At 40.3% G+C, this 20,241-nt stretch carries 25 protein-coding genes; 10 read left to right on the top strand and 15 right to left on the bottom strand.

Annotated elements, in window-relative coordinates:
* Positions 1 to 95: 95 nt before the first annotated feature.
* Positions 96 to 437, bottom strand: coding sequence for a DUF7768 domain-containing protein (locus SU86_RS03550; RefSeq protein WP_052755462.1), 342 nt, complete (start codon positions 435 to 437; stop codon positions 96 to 98).
* 82 nt (positions 438 to 519) lie between these two features.
* Here SU86_RS03550 and SU86_RS03545 point away from each other — a divergent pair, with 82 nt between their 5' ends.
* Positions 520 to 1,353 carry a hypothetical protein gene (locus SU86_RS03545; protein ID WP_148550757.1) on the top strand — a complete coding sequence of 278 codons (834 nt, stop codon included), beginning with the start codon at positions 520 to 522 and terminating at the stop codon, positions 1,351 to 1,353.
* Positions 1,354 to 1,396: 43 nt separating this feature from the next.
* Here the strand turns inward: SU86_RS03545 and SU86_RS03540 are convergent, their stop codons facing one another.
* The 4 genes from SU86_RS03540 to SU86_RS03525 form a co-directional block, all read right to left on the bottom strand.
* Positions 1,397 to 1,651, bottom strand: a complete 255-nt coding sequence (locus tag SU86_RS03540; protein ID WP_048187517.1) for a hypothetical protein — start codon at positions 1,649 to 1,651, stop codon at positions 1,397 to 1,399.
* A gap of 234 nt (positions 1,652 to 1,885) precedes the next feature.
* Positions 1,886 to 2,191, bottom strand: coding sequence for a hypothetical protein (locus tag SU86_RS03535; protein ID WP_048187515.1), 306 nt, complete (start codon positions 2,189 to 2,191; stop codon positions 1,886 to 1,888).
* A gap of 88 nt (positions 2,192 to 2,279) precedes the next feature.
* On the bottom strand, positions 2,280 to 3,239 hold the full coding sequence (locus SU86_RS03530; RefSeq protein ID WP_048189138.1) for an MBL fold metallo-hydrolase: 960 nt from the start codon (positions 3,237 to 3,239) through the stop codon (positions 2,280 to 2,282).
* Between the two features lie 376 nt (positions 3,240 to 3,615).
* On the bottom strand, positions 3,616 to 4,335 hold the full coding sequence (locus SU86_RS03525; RefSeq protein WP_148550756.1) for a hypothetical protein: 720 nt from the start codon (positions 4,333 to 4,335) through the stop codon (positions 3,616 to 3,618).
* A 138-nt stretch (positions 4,336 to 4,473) separates the two neighbouring features.
* Here SU86_RS03525 and SU86_RS03520 point away from each other — a divergent pair, with 138 nt between their 5' ends.
* On the top strand, positions 4,474 to 5,304 hold the full coding sequence (locus SU86_RS03520; RefSeq protein WP_158507467.1) for an FkbM family methyltransferase: 831 nt from the start codon (positions 4,474 to 4,476) through the stop codon (positions 5,302 to 5,304).
* Positions 5,305 to 5,306: 2 nt separating this feature from the next.
* On the opposite strand, the gene SU86_RS03515 is transcribed toward SU86_RS03520, so the two are convergent.
* Positions 5,307 to 6,326 (bottom strand): DMT family transporter, encoded by a 1,020-nt coding sequence (locus SU86_RS03515; protein WP_052755459.1) that lies wholly within the window; start codon positions 6,324 to 6,326, stop codon positions 5,307 to 5,309.
* 171 nt (positions 6,327 to 6,497) lie between these two features.
* Complete coding sequence (locus SU86_RS03510) at positions 6,498 to 7,106, bottom strand: transcriptional regulator (RefSeq protein WP_048187511.1); 609 nt, start codon at positions 7,104 to 7,106, stop codon at positions 6,498 to 6,500.
* Between the two features lie 109 nt (positions 7,107 to 7,215).
* Here SU86_RS03510 and SU86_RS03505 point away from each other — a divergent pair, with 109 nt between their 5' ends.
* Positions 7,216 to 7,689 carry a HEAT repeat domain-containing protein gene (locus tag SU86_RS03505; RefSeq protein WP_236687751.1) on the top strand — a complete coding sequence of 158 codons (474 nt, stop codon included), beginning with the start codon at positions 7,216 to 7,218 and terminating at the stop codon, positions 7,687 to 7,689.
* A gap of 1 nt (position 7,690) precedes the next feature.
* Positions 7,691 to 8,041 carry a response regulator transcription factor gene (locus tag SU86_RS03500; protein ID WP_048187509.1) on the top strand — a complete coding sequence of 117 codons (351 nt, stop codon included), beginning with the start codon at positions 7,691 to 7,693 and terminating at the stop codon, positions 8,039 to 8,041.
* On the opposite strand, the gene SU86_RS09745 is transcribed toward SU86_RS03500, so the two are convergent.
* The 3 genes from SU86_RS09745 to SU86_RS03485 form a co-directional block, all read right to left on the bottom strand.
* The gene (locus SU86_RS09745) at positions 8,042 to 8,203 is read right to left on the bottom strand and encodes a hypothetical protein (RefSeq protein WP_158507466.1); all 162 of its coding nucleotides are present in this window, start codon (positions 8,201 to 8,203) and stop codon (positions 8,042 to 8,044) included.
* Between the two features lie 65 nt (positions 8,204 to 8,268).
* Positions 8,269 to 9,066 carry a hypothetical protein gene (locus SU86_RS03490; protein ID WP_048187502.1) on the bottom strand — a complete coding sequence of 266 codons (798 nt, stop codon included), beginning with the start codon at positions 9,064 to 9,066 and terminating at the stop codon, positions 8,269 to 8,271.
* On the bottom strand, positions 9,066 to 9,350 hold the full coding sequence (locus SU86_RS03485) for a hypothetical protein (RefSeq protein WP_048189132.1): 285 nt from the start codon (positions 9,348 to 9,350) through the stop codon (positions 9,066 to 9,068). Before SU86_RS03485 ends, SU86_RS03490 begins: the two co-directional genes overlap by 1 nt.
* 148 nt (positions 9,351 to 9,498) lie before the next feature.
* Here SU86_RS03485 and SU86_RS03480 point away from each other — a divergent pair, with 148 nt between their 5' ends.
* Both SU86_RS03480 and purN read left to right on the top strand, forming a co-directional pair.
* Positions 9,499 to 10,362 (top strand): sensor histidine kinase, encoded by an 864-nt coding sequence (locus tag SU86_RS03480; RefSeq protein ID WP_052755455.1) that lies wholly within the window; start codon positions 9,499 to 9,501, stop codon positions 10,360 to 10,362.
* Positions 10,363 to 10,395: 33 nt separating this feature from the next.
* Positions 10,396 to 11,019 (top strand): phosphoribosylglycinamide formyltransferase, encoded by a 624-nt coding sequence (gene purN / locus SU86_RS03475; protein WP_048187500.1) that lies wholly within the window; start codon positions 10,396 to 10,398, stop codon positions 11,017 to 11,019.
* On the opposite strand, the gene SU86_RS03470 is transcribed toward purN, so the two are convergent.
* Genes SU86_RS03470 through SU86_RS03460 form a run of 4 tightly spaced genes read right to left on the bottom strand, consistent with a single transcriptional unit; the run spans position 11,000 to position 13,639 of the window.
* Positions 11,000 to 11,320, bottom strand: coding sequence for a cupin domain-containing protein (locus tag SU86_RS03470; protein WP_048187498.1), 321 nt, complete (start codon positions 11,318 to 11,320; stop codon positions 11,000 to 11,002). The genes purN and SU86_RS03470 overlap by 20 nt on opposite strands.
* A complete protein-coding gene (locus SU86_RS03465; RefSeq protein WP_236687749.1) occupies positions 11,317 to 12,255 on the bottom strand; it encodes a COG1361 family protein in 939 nt (312 codons plus the stop codon). The genes SU86_RS03470 and SU86_RS03465 overlap by 4 nt, the downstream gene beginning before the upstream one ends.
* Position 12,256: 1 nt before the next feature.
* The gene (locus SU86_RS09740) at positions 12,257 to 12,403 is read right to left on the bottom strand and encodes a hypothetical protein (RefSeq protein WP_158507465.1); all 147 of its coding nucleotides are present in this window, start codon (positions 12,401 to 12,403) and stop codon (positions 12,257 to 12,259) included.
* A 30-nt stretch (positions 12,404 to 12,433) separates the two neighbouring features.
* Entirely contained in the window at positions 12,434 to 13,639 is a 1,206-nt protein-coding gene (locus SU86_RS03460) for a S1C family serine protease (protein WP_048187496.1), read from the bottom strand.
* 265 nt (positions 13,640 to 13,904) lie between these two features.
* On the opposite strand from SU86_RS03460, the gene SU86_RS03455 reads away from it, so the two are divergent.
* Entirely contained in the window at positions 13,905 to 14,768 is an 864-nt protein-coding gene (locus SU86_RS03455) for a bifunctional 5,10-methylenetetrahydrofolate dehydrogenase/5,10-methenyltetrahydrofolate cyclohydrolase (RefSeq protein ID WP_048187494.1), read from the top strand.
* Complete coding sequence (locus SU86_RS03450) at positions 14,755 to 15,315, top strand: 5-formyltetrahydrofolate cyclo-ligase (protein WP_048187490.1); 561 nt, start codon at positions 14,755 to 14,757, stop codon at positions 15,313 to 15,315. The genes SU86_RS03455 and SU86_RS03450 overlap by 14 nt, the downstream gene beginning before the upstream one ends.
* On the opposite strand, the gene purD is transcribed toward SU86_RS03450, so the two are convergent.
* The gene (gene purD, locus SU86_RS03445) at positions 15,301 to 16,566 is read right to left on the bottom strand and encodes a phosphoribosylamine--glycine ligase (RefSeq protein WP_048187488.1); all 1,266 of its coding nucleotides are present in this window, start codon (positions 16,564 to 16,566) and stop codon (positions 15,301 to 15,303) included. The two genes, SU86_RS03450 and purD, sit on opposite strands and share 15 nt — an antisense overlap.
* 89 nt (positions 16,567 to 16,655) lie before the next feature.
* On the opposite strand from purD, the gene ileS reads away from it, so the two are divergent.
* Complete coding sequence (gene ileS / locus SU86_RS03440; protein ID WP_048187486.1) at positions 16,656 to 19,844, top strand: isoleucine--tRNA ligase; 3,189 nt, start codon at positions 16,656 to 16,658, stop codon at positions 19,842 to 19,844.
* A 56-nt stretch (positions 19,845 to 19,900) separates the two neighbouring features.
* Positions 19,901 to 20,230, top strand: a complete 330-nt coding sequence (locus SU86_RS03435) for a hypothetical protein (protein ID WP_048187484.1) — start codon at positions 19,901 to 19,903, stop codon at positions 20,228 to 20,230.
* The last annotated feature ends 11 nt before the right edge of the window (positions 20,231 to 20,241 follow it).

Genomic DNA, 20,241 nt, shown 5'->3' with positions numbered 1-20,241 from the left:
GAATTGACTGAATTCTCTAATTCAGAAAATCCGGTTGGACTATTGTTGCTGAGATAAACAAATTAGTCGAAACAATTCCAAGAATAACCAGATAATCATTCCCAAGGATATTTGTCGAATCTTTTAATTGGCTTGCCGAGATACTCTGCAAATTCAAGATCTCCTTTCATGCCCTGACTGATATCGTGCATTTCATAAGAATAGACCTCATCGCATTTTTCCATTAATTCACGTCCTAATTTTATTCCGAGATTTCTTTCATCTTCAATATCATCATCAAGAAATTGATTCAGATATAATCCGGTAGAAAGTGGAATGTCATTTGTATTCTTGGCTAAATATGCACATATTTTTTTGGTTAATTCTGGATAGTTCGCATCTTTGTGGGACTTTCCATTTCCACGCCAAGGGTGACAAATGAAGATAATTTTTGACATATCAATTCATCATATGGTAGGATGTTAACTGTTTCGCTAATTTCATCTAATGTTTATTAGAATGCAGTATTAGTGAAGCCTATTGTTAAAAGAGATAAATCGTTACAGAACATATTCATTTTTAATTATTGGTTCTGGATTGATAGTGGCAAGTTTCTTTTTGAGAACTAATTTTGAACTTTATGTTGTATGTTTATCGATTTCAGTGATATGTAGCGGAGTGTCATTATACAAAATACCGAAAAAATCATCAGATGAAACACCTATTGAATCAGATCCTGAAAAAAACAAATCCAACCTTATTGCAGTTGTATCTGCATCACTGTACGGCGTAATTGCAGGATTTTCAATTAAAACTTCTCTGGATAAAACATTTGAGCAGGTGATAGGTAGACTTAACGACCTCCACGCTGCTTCAGGCCACATCACCGAAACATCATTTCGTACTCTTCTATTAGCCATAACTGACACGCATTATGAAATTTTTATGGCTATTGCATTCATTTCTACTGCCATTCCATTTTATCATGGTGCAATGATATTTCTATCTGAAAAATCAAAGATGGGGGCAATAAGCAATCTAAGGCAGTTAGGATATCACTTTGGCTTCCTATTTTTACAATCAATAATACTTCTAGGAATTTCTTTATCGTTGGAATCCTTTTTGTTTTCAATAGTGATGTTTGTTTTGTTAATGTTGGTTGATTCATTATGGGTGATTATAGGCCAACGAAAACATCAAGGTGCGCCACCACTGGGATGGTTATGTCTAAACGTCGGATTCACGGCAATCTTATTCATGTTATTGTATGAGGGGTGGGATCCTAAAGTGTCCGTTACTTATCTTTGGATTGTGTGTCTAGGAAGAACTGCTCTTGACTATGCATTGTTTAGGGACATGTATGTTAAACATTAAAAATACTAACGATCGAATGTTTTTTCAAGTCTAGGTACACAGGTTATTTTGTTTTAACTTGTTTTATTTTCTCATTGATTAATTCAAAGAGTTCTGGTTCTATACTGCCGTCTTTGCGTCCTTTTTCCAAAAGTAGTTTTAATTCATGTATGACTTTTTCCACGTTTGCCATCTGTTTTTGATATTCTTCTTTTTCAGATCTCTCCTTGTCTGCTTCGCGTCTTGCCATACTTGCATTCGCGCTTGCGTTATCTGCTTGATTTTTTAGCCAAAATGGATACCCTCCACCGTAACTCATGGATATGATTACGGCATTTTACTATGTAATATTATTGGTTTTGCAGTTTTCAACCAGAGTCTGACGTATTTTTCACAGTTTTGACATTCTAAAAAGGTCAAACGGGACCGCTCTGTCTATCCTCTGCGTCTCAGTTATGTGATATAGTTAGGACTATGAATTTTGGTCGGGAATTTGAAAAATGCCACTAGTACAATTTGACACTTTTCTAGTTTTTAAAAAAATAAAGTGAGGTTATTTTGAGCCCCACAAAACATCCCACTTGTAGACATAATGTGCCAGAACATGCGAGGTTATGGCAGAATAGTCTTGTGAGAACTTGGATGCCTCATCCTTTGTTGCCTCAAAGACTGCCATGCCGGATGTTCCATCGCCAAATGGACCAGACCAGATGAACTTGCCTGAGCTTGTCCACTGATCAATTAGGGACAAAACCTGCGGTGCTATGCGCTCTAGCTCTGCATTGTTTGTGTTTTCTTTGAGCTGGCTCACCAACACCCAGAGTTCTTTTTGTGCTATTTCTTGGATAGTTTTTGACATGGCATGGTGTATGGTATATTGGAAATTAAGACTAGTGAAGATTTTACGGAATTGTTTTAGTGAGGTGTTTTATGGTACAATTCCAAGCCTAGAAAAACTCGTCCAGCGCATTCTCTAGTAGTGGTTGTGCATCATAGCCCAGTTTGGTAAGATCAGAGGCAAACTCGTTTACAAAGCCATGAATTGTATAGATTTTCTGAGCCCCGCTTTTTTTGACCAGATCAAGTAATTCCAAATAATCACAATGATCAGAAAGCGGAATGGAATAGTCGCTTTTTCGAGCAAACGGCATGTTGGATTTTGCCCATCCAGTAAAGCCTATTGTTATTGCATCATACTTTGATTTCATTTGTTTTATGAGCGGGTTGTTCTCGGACATTAAGGGGCATACCATAACCCAGGGCTTTTTTGCCAGCAGTCCCCTTGATTCGGCCTCTGTGTGGCCCATCACATCCTTTAGTGGAATGCCCAGCTTGATGTGCAGATCATTCATTGCCTTGACTGAGTCGTGATAGTATAATGGCTCCCAGTGCCCAAAGAGATTTGATATGGTTTGGGCTTTGCCAAGCTGATAGCCCATCAAAATTATCGGCTTGCCCTTGTGGTATAATTCTGAAATGAGCTCATTTACTCGCTTTATTGTATCATCCAGATTGGGAAAGACAAATTCTGGTTTGCCAAATGTGCACTCTGTAATCAGGGTATGGCATTTTGGTATTGTGGCACCCCTCAAAAAGCCCCGGTCTCTGGTGCAGATATCGCCAGTATAGAAAATATCATCAAACAGCACACCGCGTGCACCCAAGATATGGCCAGAATCATACAGCTTGAACTCATCAAGGGACTCCACATGGTTTGAAATGGCGTGGCCCCTCAGGGCTGCAATCTCTTTTGTTTCCCTAGTTGCCAAGACCAAGCCCGTATTGCCGTTTGGCAGATGATCAGAGTGAGCATGGGAGACGAAATTAATACAGTTTGGCAAGGCAGATTTTGGGTCTAAATTTACGGTTTTGCCATCAGTTTGGCATACAATGCCGGATTTTGTCATCTTGATTTTTACCATGGAATGATTTGGCAGAAGAAATATCTGATTTAAGTCTGGGCTTTGATTAATAATTGACAAAGAATGCAAAGATTGGTACAAAAAAACGATGAAGAGTGTCCAATTCACTTGGCTAGAATTCGATTTGGCACCATTGTGCCGGCGCAAGAGAGCAAACTCAAGTAGCACTTGATGGCTAGCTCAAAATTGCAATTGGACACTTCGTTCCCTTACATTTTCGAATTATGATATTATGGAATGCAAGTTACTTAATGTGGATCCCAAGTATACTGAAAATTTGTTTAGAAGCGCATCAGGAATTCGAGAATAGTGAAAATTTATGAGATTTTATTATTAAAAGTGGACAATTGTTAAGATCATCTTAGATGCTTTCTCTGTGCTTGTAGAGAGCGTAGATGATGAAAAAGCTGCTGGTAATCCACAGCGCCATAGTTATGTGTTCTCGCTCATATAGACCAAATATTTCTAAATAATAATACCACACATCAGCAAGAGTACTAAGAGAGATTCCCAAGACTAACAAAAGCCAAACAGTTCCAAGAACACTCTGTCTGAAAATAGTAGCTCCACGAATTGCGAATGATAGTGTGATAGAAGTAGCAGCTACAAAGATACTGCCATAATAAAAATCAAAATTTAACTCTTGAGTTTGGATAAATGCCAGATAAGCATAGATGCCAAATATCGAGATCGGTATTCCACTTACCCAAATTTTTTCAGATAATGTGAACTTAGGTTTAAAGAATTTGGAATTTGTTACTAGGTGATAAATTGTAAATGGATAGAAAGCTAGGTAAAAAATATCTGCTTCTGATGGATATGGGGATTTTTTCAAAACAACTTCATAAGAGTGCCAAATAAGCTCGGCAATCACAAGCATCGAGTAGCCGAGTGCTAAAGACAAATAGGATTTCCCAAAGACGTGTGTTTTCCAGCCATATTGTTTGGAAACAACAAATGATACAATAGCTGCTGCCGCATAGGCCACAGTAACTGATATTTCAATTACATCGAGTTCATCATCTACTTGTTTTATCACATATACGTTAAGCAATTGAAACAGAATTCCAAGACTAATCATGACTAGGATTGCCTCTTTACTGATTACCGTACTGAGTTTTGTAGGTACTTTTGTAGGCTCCATCTAAACAATTGCTGCTTTTAACTATGAAAAGGTTTTTGTGAATATCACGATAAACAAATTGTGATTGGTATGGGTATGAAATTGCCAAACACGTGGGTTCACGATTTTGGAGATTTCAAGATGATATTGGATGATAAGGATAACGACTTATCAAGACAAGTCAAGCACACCGGATCATACACTGATGAGTTACTTGAAACTAAAGTTATTCGTCAACATGTAAAAAAAGACATGATCGTTGCAGATTTAGGAGCTAATCTTGGATTTTACACGATGTTGTCAGCAAGTCTGGTCGGGAGTAAAGGCAAAGTATATGCATTTGAGCCATTCTTGCATAATGCGAATTTGATCACCGCTAGTGCGGAATTAAATCAATTTTCTAATGTGATAGTGGTAAACTCGGCAGTAGCAGATACGAACGGTGAGACAACATTGTTTCTTTCACCATATTACAGCTCAGAGCATAGTTTGTTTGATTTTCACTATACAACTGGGGCAAAGTCAACACATGAAACTACAAAGATCAAGATGACAACTCTTGACGAATATTTAGAAAATACAAAAAATGAAAAATTAGACTTTATAAAAATGGACATAGAGGGATCCGAGGGCAATGCCATTAAGGGAATGACAAAAGCATTAACAATAAATGAGAATATCACTTTGTTAACAGAGTTTTGGCCCAATGCATTAAAAAATGCAGGTGTAGAGCCAATTGATTATCTCAAAAAAATATCTGAACTAGGGTTTACTTTACATCATGTGGATGGATTAAAACAGCAAATCTACAAAGTTTCAATTGAGGAAATTGAGGGAATTATGAAACATAGGATGAAAACTGGATTTGAGCAGTACAAAGAAGTTTCACTTGGAAGTTGGTATACTACAATTCTATGTAAGCGATAAGTCTAAGTTGTGAGTGTTTCTTCAGATTTTGCTATCTTATTTCTTAGCCAATACAAACCCAGAAAAACTACGCCTATTGAAAGAACATTGAATATTGTAATTGCCTCATTTAGGAGTAAATGAGCAAAAATCATCCCAAAAACACTCGCAGTTGAAAATAGCAATATTGTCTTAATCGAGCCAATCAACTTTAATGCAATCACAAAAAACATGGCTGCAAATCCCACATCCAGAACACCAATCAAAAGAATAGCTGGAATCTGATCTAATGTGATATCAAAAGGTGCCTGTAATCCCATACTCAATGCAATTCCAAAAATTCCTGCTGATAATGAAGAGATCTGTGTGATTCGTTTAACATCAACATTATCACTGACATGTTTTGCTATCATGTTTCCAGCTGCAAAGAAAAATCCTCCTAAAATTATCAGCATGTCGCCCAGCACCAGACTTGAGAAAACCATGTTATGTGAATATAGATCATAGACGAGTGGAATAATGGCGGCACCTAAGACTATCAAAAGAAATGGTGGAACTTCTTTTGTTTGAAGTCGTTCTCTGAAAATTATGATTGCGATCATCATTGAAAAGACTATCTCACTATTGATGAAAATTGAAGCATTTACTGCGGTGGTCTCTTTTATTCCAGAAAACGAGACAATCATTGCAGAGATCTCGGCTACGCCAATCAATACCATGAGAAAAATATTCTTCTTTCCAATGCTTTGAATTGTGTCATTTTTTTTGAGCGGTGTAAAAAATAGTCCGGCTACAATATAGACAATACCTGCCAAAACAATTGGACTGATAATATCTGCACCAGTAGTCCCATCTATCAGCAGTGGCTTTGAGATCGAGTGAGTCAGGCTTGCTAAAATTGCAGAAGCAATCGCAGCAACATAACCCAAAATTAATTTTTTTGTGCCTAAAATTGCAAAAATATTTTTTTTATTATGGACTGATTTGTTACTAGTTACCTTAGAATGATCCACGTTACCATGGAATACATCTATGGTGCTCATGGTCACCTATCTCGTTTAAGCCAGAACTGACTCCATGTTGTTATAAAATATGATAAATGGAATTCTTGAAGTTGGGAGGATTGATTTCCAATTGTGACAATATTAAACTGAATACTCATTACCATTTCCAATAATGGTAATGACGAGGATCCTAATATCTTGATCTCAGGATTAGTTTTGAGAACACACTGCTAGAATGGAGCTGGAGGAATAATCCTCTTTTGCCAAATGCAGAGTTACTGTGATTTTGTTTTTGATGATATCTATTTTGATATTGTCAAACATAGAGCGATATTTTGAGACCTTTTTTCCGTCTTGTGTGGTAATGAATCCCGACGGTATCAATAATCCATCATCAATTAGAGCATTTATCTTTCTATATCCAGAAGTTTGTGGAATGTCACAAGTCTCTATAATCTGTGAGATTATCATGGACTCTCCATTTAATGTGCCAAGGATCTTCTTTTTGTCATCATCTCCGAATGATTCTAGAATGATTTTTGTTAGTTCTTGGTTGTCAATTGTGATCCAGTTCTCACCATTTGTAGCTTTGATTTCACATGCAGTCTTGAGGAATCGCTGCTCCAATCCATCAGCCCCCGCACCAAAGTATTCGCGTAGAACTGCGTCTAGTTTTTGAAACTGTTCAATGGATTGAGTCAGTGAAATACCGTATTTTTCGAAAAGTCGGTCTTCTATTTTTTTGACGGTTTTATCTCCTAGATTCTCTCGGATTATGGTGTCCAAAGACTTTGCTAAAAGCCTGTCAAGTCCTGCCATTTATGGTATGAATGTATTCGCACTATATTACCATTTCCACTCTTGGACACAACAGTTTAATATAATTTTGAGCTTTCCAAAATTGGTAATATGGCCGTCCTTATTTTTGATGATAATAAGAGAATTAGAGCCAGTACAAAGACTTGAGCGATGTAGGGAAATCATACAAAACGAAACTGACGAATCAAAGCGTTGGGATGCAGTTTGGCTTGTGGGCGAGATTGCAGAAAACAAATCACAGGGAGATCCACTGTTTGATCAAGTAGCAGATTTGATGGAATGGGTTTTAGTGCATGACGACAATAACGTGGTAAAACATGAAGCATGTTATCAAATAGCTGCACGAGACATGAGATCAAAGATTCCCGTATTGGTGCAAGCAGCACTAAATGACAAAAGCGGATTGACAAAGCATGAGGCTTTGGAATCTCTAGGCTTGATGAGAGCAACAGAAACAATAGACCTGATAAGATCTGCACTAGATGATTCTGTAGATGATGTAAGGCAAACTGCGAAATTTGTCATAAAAAGACTAGCGCGTATGGAGAATGCGGGAGCATACAATCCATCACAGATAATCTAGCATGACAACCGCAATAGTAATTGATGATGTTGATACTGTGGATGTCTTTTGTGAGTATTTAGATCTAAAAAACATCCAAGTTCTTGGTAGGGGGCACAATGGAAAATCTGCAGTCGAATTGTATGAAAAGTATCGCCCCGATGTGGTATTTTTGGATTTGATGATGCCTGAATATGATGGGTTTTACGGATTGGAAAACATTCGCAAGGTAAATCCTGACTCTAAGGTAGTGATCATCACCGCAGATCTGAGAGACGATACTGCAAAGAGACTAAGTGATCTAAAACCAAATCGTGTGTTTATCAAACCATATGATATAGACAAAATCACTCAGTTATTGGAAAAGATCTAATTATTTCATAATCTGCTCTAGTCTAGTCAAGGCAGACTCGATTCGTTTGATTTCTGGTTGTATTTTATCATCAGCTGAGCGTTGTTTTATTATCTCAAGTGATGTCTCTATTACGAATAAAGGATCTCTCATTTTGGTGATTTTCTCGTCTGATTGAATCAATTTGGAGTACCTTGCCACCTTTGATATAAAAGAGTGCCCTGCCAAAATTGGAAATTAGGTAGGGATTAATTGAGATTAAGTTTGTCAGGTCTTTTGTCTTTTTTGAACAGTGTCAAGTGGCTATGAACCCCAAATGCAAGAAGCACATAGTTCCAGTAAAACAGAATTTCGGTAGGATTTCCCGTATAATACGAGTCCTCGTTTTGCCCAAACAAAAATGCAGTATCAGCTGCAAACAGGCAGATTATCCCAAGGCACACTAGTGTCCACATGAAATTGACTTGGCCTTTGAAAAATAACACTACACCAATGATTGCAGGAATTATCACCATTGCATCAAAGGTAGGATAGATTGCGCCTAAAATCACATTTAGAGGATCGGCACTAGTCCCATTTCCAAGAACCAAATATAGACTAGGAACCAAAACTCCAATCGATATCATGCAAGAAATACTGAGGATTTTTTTGGTGATTGATGCCTTTACTGGCTGCAAATAGGCAACAAAAAACATTAGCAAAAACGGATATCCTACAATATAGAAAATATCGGCAGCGGATGGAAATGGCTCTACTTTTAGGACTAGTTCTTGGTGAAGCCAAAGCATCTCTGCAATAAACCAAGATATTGCAAATGCGGCAAATGAAAACCATGCAAGTCCATGATTCCCAGTCAGGCCAAATCTATACGCAATTAATAATGACAAGACCAAAAACGCGCCAGTAATCGGAATATATCCAAGATTGCCAACCAATGTGGCCAAGTCTTGAGATATCAAATTTGCAGCCAGGTTAATTGCAGCAATGACTATCAGCGATACTATGAGGTATTTTTTTGATAAAATTACATCCAGTGTGGTTTGCATTAGCCTAGCGCCAAGACAAACTTTTGGACTGGACCCTGCGTTGAGAACTCGGCAAGATCGGTTTTGATCGAATTAATTATTGTCAGATGCGCATTGCCATACAGATCAGCAAGGATTCGCTTGAGATATTCTGGGTGCTCGTAGCAATCAGGAAGATAGCAATCATAGTCGTCCTTGAGGGTCTTTGTTACTTTATGGTACACTGGCTCGCCTAGGCCCAGTAGGGTCTTTTCTATTGCAAAGGCAACCAGTGCTTTTTTTATCTGAGAATCGGTTGCATCCATGAATGGAGTGACTGGGATCACCCAGATATAAAAACAACTCTGCTATTTTATGGCATGGGAAAAAATCAGGTGCCAGCCGGTGTTTATGCGGGTATTGTTTGCACAAAACAGACTAGATCAAATATTGGCATGGATTTGTTAAGAAAGTATGCATTCAAGGAGTGAGAGGGATAGAATACTGAAAAATGCGCAAGAGGATGCAGAGCGATTATTGCGGCATGCGCAGGAAGACGCCCAGAGAATACTGAAAAATGCGCAAGAGGATGCAGAGCGATTATTGCGGCATGCGCAGGAAGACGCCCAGAGACTAGACAGTGATCATCAAGAGATTGCAGAAAAATTCATCCCAAGCAATGTAATCAAAAAAGACAAAATGCACACAATTGGGGAAATGTCATCAAGGCTGGCTCACGATCTGCAAAATCCACTAACCATAATAAAAAACACAATTGAATTACTAAATTTGAAAAACCCAAGCCAGGACAAGGCAACAAGGGAAAGCTATGACAGAATTTCCCGCTCGGCTACGAAAATGTCAGAGCAGATACGAGACGTGCTGGACTTTGTTAGAACCAGTAATCTGATAATGGAGAAGACCTCAATTCTGGATTTGCTAAAAAATATCACAAAGGACTTGGCCATACCAAAACATTCCAAGATAATCCTGCCAGACAAGGATGTTGACATTTATGGCGATGCAAAACAGCTGGAAACGGTATTTTCCAATCTAATACTAAATGCCATTCAAGCAAAAGACAATGAGGGCAAAGTGATGATTCAGGCCTCGGAAATTGACGACTATACCATAATTGATGTAATAGACAATGGCCGCGGCATAACAAAGGAAAACCTGTTGCGAATATTTGAGCCATTATTTACCACAAAGCCAGGCGGTACAGGGTTGGGCCTTGCAAGTGTCAAGACCATAGTAGAAAACCATGGTGGAACAATAGAGTGCTCTAGTATCGTAAACAAAGGAACCGTGTTCACAATTAGGCTGCCAAAATACTAAAGCATAAAATCAGTATCATACCCACGCAAAACATTGCTAAATCTTGGGATTTTGATTTCAGGTAGAGGAAGCAACATGGAGGCAATCCTCAAGGCAATAAAAAGACAGAAGATTCCAATAAATCCTGCCATCATAATATCAAACAATCCCGATGCGATGGGCCTAAAAATAGCGCAAAAAATGGGCATCAAAACCGAAGTCATTGCAAGCAAGAACTTTGATGGGACCCGTTGGCAGTATGATCAAAAAATAATCAAAGCCTTGGAAAAACACAGAGTTACCCCTAAAAACGGCCTGGTCTGCCTGGCAGGCTTTATGAGAATAATCAGCCCCGAGTTTATCTCAAAATACAAAAACAGGATCATCAACATTCATCCTGCCATTTTGCCATCATTCCCAGGACTGCATGCGCAAAAGCAGGCATTGGACTATGGAGTAAAGTTCTCTGGCTGTACCGTTCACTTTGTGGATTCCGGAGTCGATACGGGTCCAATAATACTGCAGGAAATAGTCCCGGTCTTGGATGACGACACAGAAGAGACACTATCAAGGAAAATCTTGGCAAAAGAGCACAAGGCCTATGTAAAAGCAGTCAGACTAGTTGCCGAGGGAAAGATAAAGATCGCTGGCAGAAAGACTAGGAATCAGGGCCGCTAAAAAAATACAGCGCAATCAGCTGCTTTTTGTTTCCAAAGAATTTGTGTGGAATGTTTTTTTGAACATAATATGCCAATCCGTCAGATATGGAATAGTCCTTGTCTTTGATTTGCAAATAGCCATCACCCTTTATGATATAGTATAGCTCATCCGCATCATGTGGTGCTTGCGTGTCTTCCTCTCCTGGCTCTAGGACCAAGACGCCGGCTGCAATGTTTTGTCGATTGATAAAGGTGTGAAAATACTCGTCCGAGTTTTTAATGTCCGTGATGTATTTTTTTACATCAAATTCTATTTTCATTTCTTTCTTTTTCCTTTCTTCTTTTTTTGTAGCCTATGTATCATTAATGAAAATAGCGCACCGGCCGGAATTCCAACTATTGTTCCAATGCTGATATAGGGGGCCAAAAAAAAGCCGCCAAGCCAGAGTCCGCCATCGGTCGTAAACTCCATAAATGTCCGTGGACGCAACAATAACGATACAGACTTTGAGGTGGTCTGCTCGTCTCCCGAATCATCCAGGTATGATATTATAACCTCAAATGGAATCTTGTGCTCTGATGTTACCTCTTCTGGATTGGTGACTATTGTGCTGCGAATGAATAGTGGGGTGTTTTGCTCTATTGTGGAATAAGTGTACGAATTTTGCCCCCGAATCACCACATCAGATGGTGCAAGGATTTGCACTGTGACGTCTCGTATTGGAATGTCGCGAGATAGAACCTCAACATCAAATGCAAACTCGGCATTTGGAAATATACTGTTGGGGGCTATCGTGTTTAGTTGGACTTCGGGTGCGCCCTTTAGCAGTATTGGTAGTGCAATGTTTTTTTGCAGTGTCGGTTGCGGGGTTTCGTTGTTGCTTAATAAAACATGCGAGTACACCACATTCAGATAGTGCGTTCCAAGCTCAGACGGTACTGCACTAAATTCCAGCGTTCCGCCAAAGGAGCCGCCCTTTGATAGTCGCTCAATGAAGAGAGTCTGGTTTTTTGCCACAATTGATTGATCCTGAGTTTGGACAGAAAATGAAATGTCCTGCTTGTCCTCCCAGCCATTATTTTGAATCAAGACAGATACTGCAAAGTCGCGCCCAACTATAACAGAATCAGGATACTCTATTGATAGGTCCATTGCGCCATCCAGTGTTTGTTTTATGGTGGCAGCATCTGCCTGAGAAAACCCACAGGACATTAGAAATGCTGCAATCAATACGGTACAGAGAAATATCTTCAACTTACTTTAGGTTAGACTGGAGGTGTTTTTGTTTTAGCTGTTTTTGTTTGCTTGCCAACTCGTCAATTTTATCATGCTCTTTTGCAAGATCCTCAAAGAATTTAGTAGAAAAGCCTGTCTTGTCAATTGGGTTAACCTCTTTTTTCATGATACAAAACTGCAGAATCTGGAATTTAAATTAATTTGCAGGCCTGCTTGCAAGGCTTGCTGAAAGCTCGACTAGCTCGCCGGCTCGGTTGATCTGAATTGATACCGTATCACCCACTAGCTTGTTTTCTGCCAAGTAGATTATCAGATCATCAATGTCTCGCACCATTTTGCCATCTAATGCTATTATTACATCGCCACCCCTTAGGACGCGCTCTGCATTGTATGTAGCCTCTTGCAGGCCTGCCTTTTGAGCAGGGCTATCAGGTATGACACTAGTCACAAAGACACCGTGATAGTTTTTTGCAAGGCCTATCTGCTTTGCAATGTCTGGCGTAAGGCTTGTTCCAGAGACTCCAAGCCATGGATGTAAGTACTTGCCGTCCTGAATCAGTGCAGGAACCAGTCGTTTTATGGTGTTTGATGGTACGGCAAAGCCAATGCCTGAAAACTCACCAGTAGTAGACTGGATTGCAGTGTTTATTCCAATTACTTGGCCTTCCAGATTTAGCATTGGACCACCAGAGTTTCCCGGATTGATTGCCGCATCGGTTTGGATGACGCCGGGTATTGAATAGCCAGCATCTCGGTTTGGCAATAGTCTGCCAATCTGGCTGACAATTCCTGTTGTCATTGTGTTTGATAGTCCAAATGGGTTGCCAATTGCAATTATTTGCTGGCCCACTTCTAGATCAGCAGAGTTTGCAAGTGGTAATGGAGTCAGGGTTTCTTCTGAGAAATCATCAGTTATTTGCAATACCGCAACATCATTGAACGGATCTGTACCGATCACTTTGGCAGAATAGATATTGCCATCAACAAAGCGGACATCGACTATTTGTGCACCATCAATTACATGGTTGTTTGTAATGATGTGGCCTTGTGTATCATACACAAAACCGGAACCAAGGCGTGATGACTGGCTCTCTAATGGTGAGCCATTAATTATGATATTAGGGTTTGTGGTAGAAACCTTGGTGTTTATCTGAACCACCGAGCTTTCCACTTTTTTAAACAGAACTGTTAGCGGACTTTTTTGAGAGGCCGAGTCAGTGATTGCCGCATATTCTATCTTTGGCGACAGTGTTGGTTCCTGTATGTCAATAATTGGTGTGGCTGGGGTCTGGTTTTGTGTGGAGGTGTGGTCAATCAGAGTAAAATTTGTGATAAATCCCGCAACTACAACCAGGGCCAGCCCTACAATAGTACCAATTAGGATTTTCTCACGCGGATTCATCTTTTCTCTGCTAGATTTTTTATTTGTTCAATATTGCCTATAACCATTACGTAGAATTTGTTAATTTGCTCAACCATGTTTTTTGGTTGGAAATTCTGCTAATAATGTTGAATTAACAAAGTTAATCTTTGCATAAATATTTGCGCCCCAGAGCAATATCGACGAGAACGAGCACCCAAGTTAGTTACAGCGTTCCTTCAAAGCCATTTCGTTCTCGTCAAGATTTTTGATTAAATTAAATTAGAATTGATTATTCCCTATCATATTGCCTGGCACAAAAATAGACGGTCTATTGGTTTCATCCGAGGTTAGGGAATTAGTCAAAAAGGCAGCCTCTGAGCTAAAGGCTCAGGGAATTTCGCCATGTCTTGCAACCGTATTGGTTGGAGACAATCCTGCTTCTGCAACATATGTGAAAAACAAGCAAAAGGCATGCTCCGAAATAGGAATTGCAACCAAGGACCACAAGTTATCATCAGATGTTACACAGGCAGAGTTGAACTCGCTAATTGATACGCTAAATCGCGACAGCGAGGTGCATGGAATTTTGGTCCAGCTGCCATTGCCACCGCAGTGCGATGAATTTGAGACCACATCCAGAATTTCGCCGCTAAAGGACGTTGATGGCCTCACCCCCCACAATGCGGGGTTGCTTTCAATGAAAAAGGCACTTCTCAAGGCATGTACGCCATCTGGAATAATGGAGTTATTTGATCATTACAATATTGAGCTGGCGGGAAAAAACATAGTTGTGATTAATAGAAGTAATTTGGTTGGCAAGCCATTGCTGCACCTGTTGTTGGAAAAAAATGCCACAGTTACAATGTGCCACTCCAAGACAAAAGACCTAGAGAGAATTTGCAAAAATGCAGACATTATAATTACTGGTGTTGGGGACAGGGCCAAATTCACGCTAACGCCCCAGATGATTCGTGAGAGTGCAATTGTGATTGATGTTGCCACAAGCAGACTCAATGGCAAGCTTGTAGGGGATTGTGATTTTGATGGTATAATCCAAAAGGCATCTTTTGCCTCACCAGTCCCAGGAGGAGTCGGTCCGATGACCATTGCAATGCTTTTAAAGAACACTGTAACTGCGGCATCAATGAGTAAGATTGGTAGAATCTAAGGAAAACATCCGCAAGCAATTTCTCCAAAAGCGGGATGGACTGTCGGCTGATTTCATTAGCATATCAAGCAAGCAGATAAGAAAAAATCTCAACAAAATAGAAGAATACAGAAACGCCCAAAGCGTTGCATGCTATCACTCCACTGGAAGTGAGGTAAAGACACATGAAATAATGCAGGAAATACTAAGCCATGGAAAGACGCTTGGCCTGCCCAGAGTAAAAGGAAATGAAATAATGTTTTGTGATGTAAAAAAATTTGAGGACCTGGAAAAAGGCGAGTTTGGCATAATGGAGCCAAAGCAAAACTGTCCTATTCTGGAAAAATTTGACATCATAGTAGTTCCGGCAATCGCAATGGCAGAAAATGGCCAAAGACTTGGATATGGGATGGGGTATTATGATAGATTTTTGGCAGGAAAAAACACTCTAACAATAGCATTGGCATACACTAAATCCATTGCAAAAAACATTCCCAAATCAGACTCGGATATTCTAATAGATATGATAGTAACAGAAGACGGAGTTATAGAATCAAAGATAGGCTAGGCCTTTCTTTCCAATGTCTGCTCTGCAGTACTTGCTATTCCAGTTGATTTTTTGCACGGCCAAATATGCATTATTGATGGCAGACTCTAGCGATGCGCCAAGTGCCGTAACACCAAGGACACGCCCGCCATTTGATAGAATGTTTCCGTCCTCAAGCTTGGTTCCTGCATGAAACACCATGGTTTTCTCATCATTGACTTTGTCCAGTCCCGTAATTTTCTCGTTTTTTGCAAACGAATCAGGATAGCCTTTTGATGCCAAAACAACACAGACTGCAGTTTGGCTCTTCCATGATACTGGCGGTAAAAGATTCAGTTTTCCTTGGTATGATGCAAGCAAATACTCGTACAGATCAGAGCTCATTCTCATCATTATTGGCTGGCATTCCGGATCACCCATTCGTGTGTTGAATTCCAAGACATATGGTTCTCCATCCTTTATCATTATGCCAGCATACAAAAAGCCCTTGAATGGAATGCCCTCCTCTTTCATAGAGTGGATTGTCTTTTCTATGACATCTTTTTGGATTTTTTTTGCCATCTCTTCTGTTATGATTCCAGTTGGTGAATACGCACCCATTCCGCCCGTGTTTGGGCCCCTATCACCATCATAGATGCGCTTGTGGTCCTGGCTTGTAGCCATTGGGACTGCCGCCATACCATCAGATAGTGCAATGTATGAGGCTTCTACACCATCGACTCGCTTCTCAATTACAATGCTTGCACCTGCAGCCCCAAAGGTGTGATTTGTTAGAATGTCATCTATTGCGGACATGGCATCATCCTTTCCATCACATACAATGACACCCTTGCCCGCAGCAAGACCGTCTGCCTTTATCACTACTGGATAGCTCAGAGATGAAACGTATTCTTTTGCCTCTTTTGCATTATCAAATATTCCAAATGGTGCAGTTGGAATGTTGTGTCGCTGCATGAATTGTTTTGCCCATATTTTACTGGATTCTAGCTGTGCCGCCTCTTTTGTTGGGCCAAATATTCCAAGGTTATTTTCCATGAATCTATCCACTATTCCCTTTGATAGTGGAACCTCGGGACCAACCACAGTAAAGCAGTCATTGTTTGTGGCAAATTCTATGAGCTTGTCAATTTCGTCTACTTGAATTGAAATGTTGTTTGGAGTGCCGCCATTTCCTGGTGCAAAAAACACTTTGTCTATTTGCTTTGATTGCAATAACTTCCATCCAAGTGCGTGTTCTCGTCCTCCAGAGCCAACAACTAAAACATTAACCAATGATTAGCTGGACTGGGATTCTCGTATATAATCGAAGTTTCAAAAACACCTAAGCTTGCTTTATAAAATCAGATCATGACTCCAAAACATTGCAATTAGAAAAAGAGTTTGATTCAAAAAAAATCGAGGACCAAATTCGCAATCATTATAGTATGATTGATTTAGAAAAAATGCTCGCCAGTTCAAAATCAGGCAAGCCCTTGGTGTTCATAGAGGGCCCACCAACAATGAATGGGATTCCTCATGCGGGCCATCTCCGAGGCAGAATAATCAAGGACTGGTGGTATCGCTATAACACCCTCAAGGGCCACAAAATACGATTCAATGCAGGTTGGGATACGCAAGGCTTGCCAGTGGAATTGCAAGCAGAAAAAGAGCTTGGAATCACGGGTGGCAAAACAGAGATTCTCAAATCATTTGGAATTGAAAAAATAGTAGAAGAATGCAAGAAGCTGATCCACAAGTATAATGAAAAATGGATTGAAGTAGACAAGCTCCTTGGTATGTCATTTAATCAAAAAAACGCATATTGGACATACAAAGATGAATTCATCGAGCGGGAATGGCAGATTCTAAAAAAGGCACATGAAACAGGAGTGCTAGTTGAGGGTCATAGAATAGTTGCATATTGTCCAAGCTGCCAGACTTCACTGTCTGATCAAGAGGTAAACCAGGGCTATGACATGGTGCAAGACCCATCATTATACTACAAGGTAAAGCTGGAGTCAGAAGATGTATTCTTGGTAGTGTGGACCACAATGCCATTTACTTTGGTAACAGATGCAATGGTTGGCCTAAACCCAGAGGAGAACTATCACTATATCAAAGTAGAAAATGAAACATGGGTGATTGGAGAAAAACGACTGGAGGAATTTGCAAAAGAAGTCAAGCTGGAAAACCATTCCATAGTAAAGACAGTCAAAGGCCAAACCTTTGAGGGCAAAAAATACATCCACCCATTACTTGCAGAGATCCCAAAGCTTGCAGAGCTGGCAAAAAATCCAGTAATGCACATTGCAGTCTCAGAAGAGTTCGTTGACCCAAGCACTGGGAGCGGAATTGTGCATTTATCACCGGCAAACGGAGAGGAAGATTATAACATTGCAAAGAAAAGAAAGGTCCCAATCTTCTCTCCAATAGACGATGAGGTCAAGTTTACTCTAGATGCCGGAAAATACGCATCCGTCTTTGTGCGAGATGCAGACAGAACCATAGTTGAGGACGTAAAATCAAAAGGTGCGCTGGTCAAAATAGGCAGAATAAAGCACAAGTACCCATTGTGCTGGAGATCGCATCACCCGATTGTCTGGCTTGCAAGGCGCGAATTCTTTTACATGCTGGACAAGCTCGATGATAAAGCAATAGAGGCAGCAGAAAATGTCGAGTACTTTTTTGATCAGCCAAAAAACAGATTCCTAGGAATAATTAAAGAAAAACACCCCTGGTGCATATCTCGTGAGCGATTCTGGGGCTGCCCCCTGCCAATATGGAACTGCAAGTGCGGCCACATCGAGCGACTATTCTCAAGAAAGGAAATCTTGGATGTAGCAGTAGATCTTCCAGACGGGCAAAACTTTGAGCTGCACAGGCCGTGGATTGACAGAGTCGGAATAAAATGCAAAAAGTGCGGAGCACAAATGGAGCGGGAAAAATTCGTCCTCGATACATGGCACAACAGCGGTTCTGCACCATATTCCTCATTATCCGATGAGGAATACAAGTCAGGAATCCCTGCCCCGTTTCTGACAGAGGGAATTGATCAAACCAGGGGCTGGGCGTACACATTACTGGTTGAAAATGTCATTTTAAACAACAGTCCAGTCTCGCCGTTTTCAGCATTTTTGTTTCAAGGCCATGTCTTGGACAAAAACGGCAACAAGATGAGCAAGAGCCTTGGCAATGTTATGGACGGAAGGGAACTATTAACAAATTATCCGGTGGATTTGATTCGATTCTATTTCATTTGGAAGTCCAGCCCAATTGAGCCAATCAATTTCAGCACCGAGGAGCTAATGTCAAGGCCATACCAAATTCTCAACACACTATACCACATACACCTGTACCATAAACAAAACAGCGAATACGACAAGTTTGATCACAGCGTTCACACCATACAGTGGTCAAAACAAAAGAACCTGCTAGGCTCGCCAGACATCTGGGTTTTATCAAAGCTGCAAAGGTTGATTCGAGATGTCACACAAAATAATGACTCTTGCAAACTACACGAATCTGCAAGGGCAATTGAAGACTTTATCATAAATTCTCTAAGCCAAGTCTACATTCCAATAACAAAGGCCGAGCTCTGGGACGAGGACAGCTCAAAATCGGATAGGCGATTTGCAATCTATGCCATTTTGGATAAAATTCTCAAGACATTGGATGTTTTGATTCATCCCTTGTGCCCCTACACCAGTGAATACCTGTACCTCACATCATTTGGCAAAGACAGTATCTTACTTGAGAGCTGGCCGCAATCAGAGCCAGACCTAGTCAATGATACCATTGAAGAATCATTTGATCTAATGAAGGAATCCGTATCAGTATCATCCGCTGCCAGAATGAAGGCAAAACTAAAGCGCAGATGGCCGCTAACGGATGCAATAATTTGCGCATCACCCGGACAAAAGACAAAGCTAGAAACGCTATCGGATTTGTTGCTATCGCAGCTAAACGTGGAATCATTCAAGGTCCACGAGTTGCAGAACAGATCAGGCCTAGAGCTAATCTCTGAGATGCAAAAAATCGGCATTCCAATCAAGCCACTAGTTGAGATGGATAGAAAAAAGATAGGCCCCAAGGCAAAGCAACACATGGGTGCGCTAGTGTCTGCATTTTCTGCCACAAAACCAGACGAGATCATATCCAGTCTGCTTGCGCAAAAATCCCACACCTTTGATGTCATAGCAGACAAAATCACGCTTGATTTGGAGGACTTTGTCATATCGTTTGATGCAAAAGACGGCTATGCGTATTCGCAGCGCGACTCACTCATTGTCTTCATATCGACTAGTAGAAACCGCGAGATGATGGCGCGCGGACTGGTAAAGGATCTGGCTCGCAGGCTCCAAACGCTTCGAAAGGAAAAGGGATACAATCCAACTGACATCTTGCAGTGTGCACATGTTTTGGATCTTGATTCTGAATCACTAGAGATGGTCAAGGAAAAATCAAAGGATTTGGCATTTTTGGTCCGGGCAAAAACAGTGAATTTCGAATCCGCACCACAAACAAAAGAAGACGACATTGATGGTCAAAAAATTCGCATCTGGATAGAGTAGTAAGCTAGCTTTTAGCAAATCTCTGGGGTTAAATATCAAAATCACCATATCATATCATGGTAAAGCAGATCAGCTTGGATGCTTGGCAGATGCAGCACCTAGAGTCATTACTAAAAAAAGGCGCAAGCATTGTAACCAAAACCGGCACACCAATTGTTCTGTATCGCCAGACCCTAGAAGAGGAAGAAGACTCTTACGAAGAAATAGTTTGCAGCCTGACTGAAAAACACGTAGTGGAACAACTAGTGATTTCAGGTGGCGGAATTCCTCCAACATTTGCACAACAAATGATCTACTCCCTAGAAGAGTTCCCGCAAAGACTGATTAGAAAAAGCAAGGACTTGTTTTTGCAAACAGTGGAACTTTTGGAAGAGCAAATGAACTAACAAATTATAAA

This window comes from Candidatus Nitrosotenuis cloacae (assembly GCF_000955905.1).
Lineage (GTDB): Archaea > Thermoproteota > Nitrososphaeria > Nitrososphaerales > Nitrosopumilaceae > Nitrosotenuis > Nitrosotenuis cloacae.
This window is presented reverse-complemented; position numbering and strand designations above follow the sequence as displayed.

Excerpts from the sequence above, each read along its gene's own strand:
- SU86_RS03550 (WP_052755462.1), bottom strand. The coding sequence starts at position 437 with ATGTCAAAAATTATCTTCATTTGTCACCCTTGGCGTGGAAATGGAAAG.
- SU86_RS03540 (WP_048187517.1), bottom strand. The coding sequence starts at position 1,651 with ATGAGTTACGGTGGAGGGTATCCATTTTGGCTAAAAAATCAAGCAGAT.
- SU86_RS03535 (WP_048187515.1), bottom strand. The coding sequence starts at position 2,191 with ATGTCAAAAACTATCCAAGAAATAGCACAAAAAGAACTCTGGGTGTTG.
- SU86_RS03530 (WP_048189138.1), bottom strand. The coding sequence starts at position 3,239 with ATGACAAAATCCGGCATTGTATGCCAAACTGATGGCAAAACCGTAAAT.
- SU86_RS03525 (WP_148550756.1), bottom strand. The coding sequence starts at position 4,335 with ATGATTAGTCTTGGAATTCTGTTTCAATTGCTTAACGTATATGTGATA.
- SU86_RS03520 (WP_158507467.1), top strand. The coding sequence starts at position 4,474 with ATGAAATTGCCAAACACGTGGGTTCACGATTTTGGAGATTTCAAGATG.
- SU86_RS03515 (WP_052755459.1), bottom strand. The coding sequence starts at position 6,326 with ATGAGCACCATAGATGTATTCCATGGTAACGTGGATCATTCTAAGGTA.
- SU86_RS03510 (WP_048187511.1), bottom strand. The coding sequence starts at position 7,106 with ATGGCAGGACTTGACAGGCTTTTAGCAAAGTCTTTGGACACCATAATC.
- SU86_RS03505 (WP_236687751.1), top strand. The coding sequence starts at position 7,216 with ATGATAATAAGAGAATTAGAGCCAGTACAAAGACTTGAGCGATGTAGG.
- SU86_RS03500 (WP_048187509.1), top strand. The coding sequence starts at position 7,691 with ATGACAACCGCAATAGTAATTGATGATGTTGATACTGTGGATGTCTTT.
- SU86_RS03490 (WP_048187502.1), bottom strand. The coding sequence starts at position 9,066 with ATGCAAACCACACTGGATGTAATTTTATCAAAAAAATACCTCATAGTA.
- SU86_RS03485 (WP_048189132.1), bottom strand. The coding sequence starts at position 9,350 with ATGGATGCAACCGATTCTCAGATAAAAAAAGCACTGGTTGCCTTTGCA.
- SU86_RS03480 (WP_052755455.1), top strand. The coding sequence starts at position 9,499 with ATGCATTCAAGGAGTGAGAGGGATAGAATACTGAAAAATGCGCAAGAG.
- SU86_RS03470 (WP_048187498.1), bottom strand. The coding sequence starts at position 11,320 with ATGAAAATAGAATTTGATGTAAAAAAATACATCACGGACATTAAAAAC.
- SU86_RS09740 (WP_158507465.1), bottom strand. The coding sequence starts at position 12,403 with ATGAAAAAAGAGGTTAACCCAATTGACAAGACAGGCTTTTCTACTAAA.
- SU86_RS03460 (WP_048187496.1), bottom strand. The coding sequence starts at position 13,639 with ATGAATCCGCGTGAGAAAATCCTAATTGGTACTATTGTAGGGCTGGCC.
- SU86_RS03435 (WP_048187484.1), top strand. The coding sequence starts at position 19,901 with ATGGTAAAGCAGATCAGCTTGGATGCTTGGCAGATGCAGCACCTAGAG.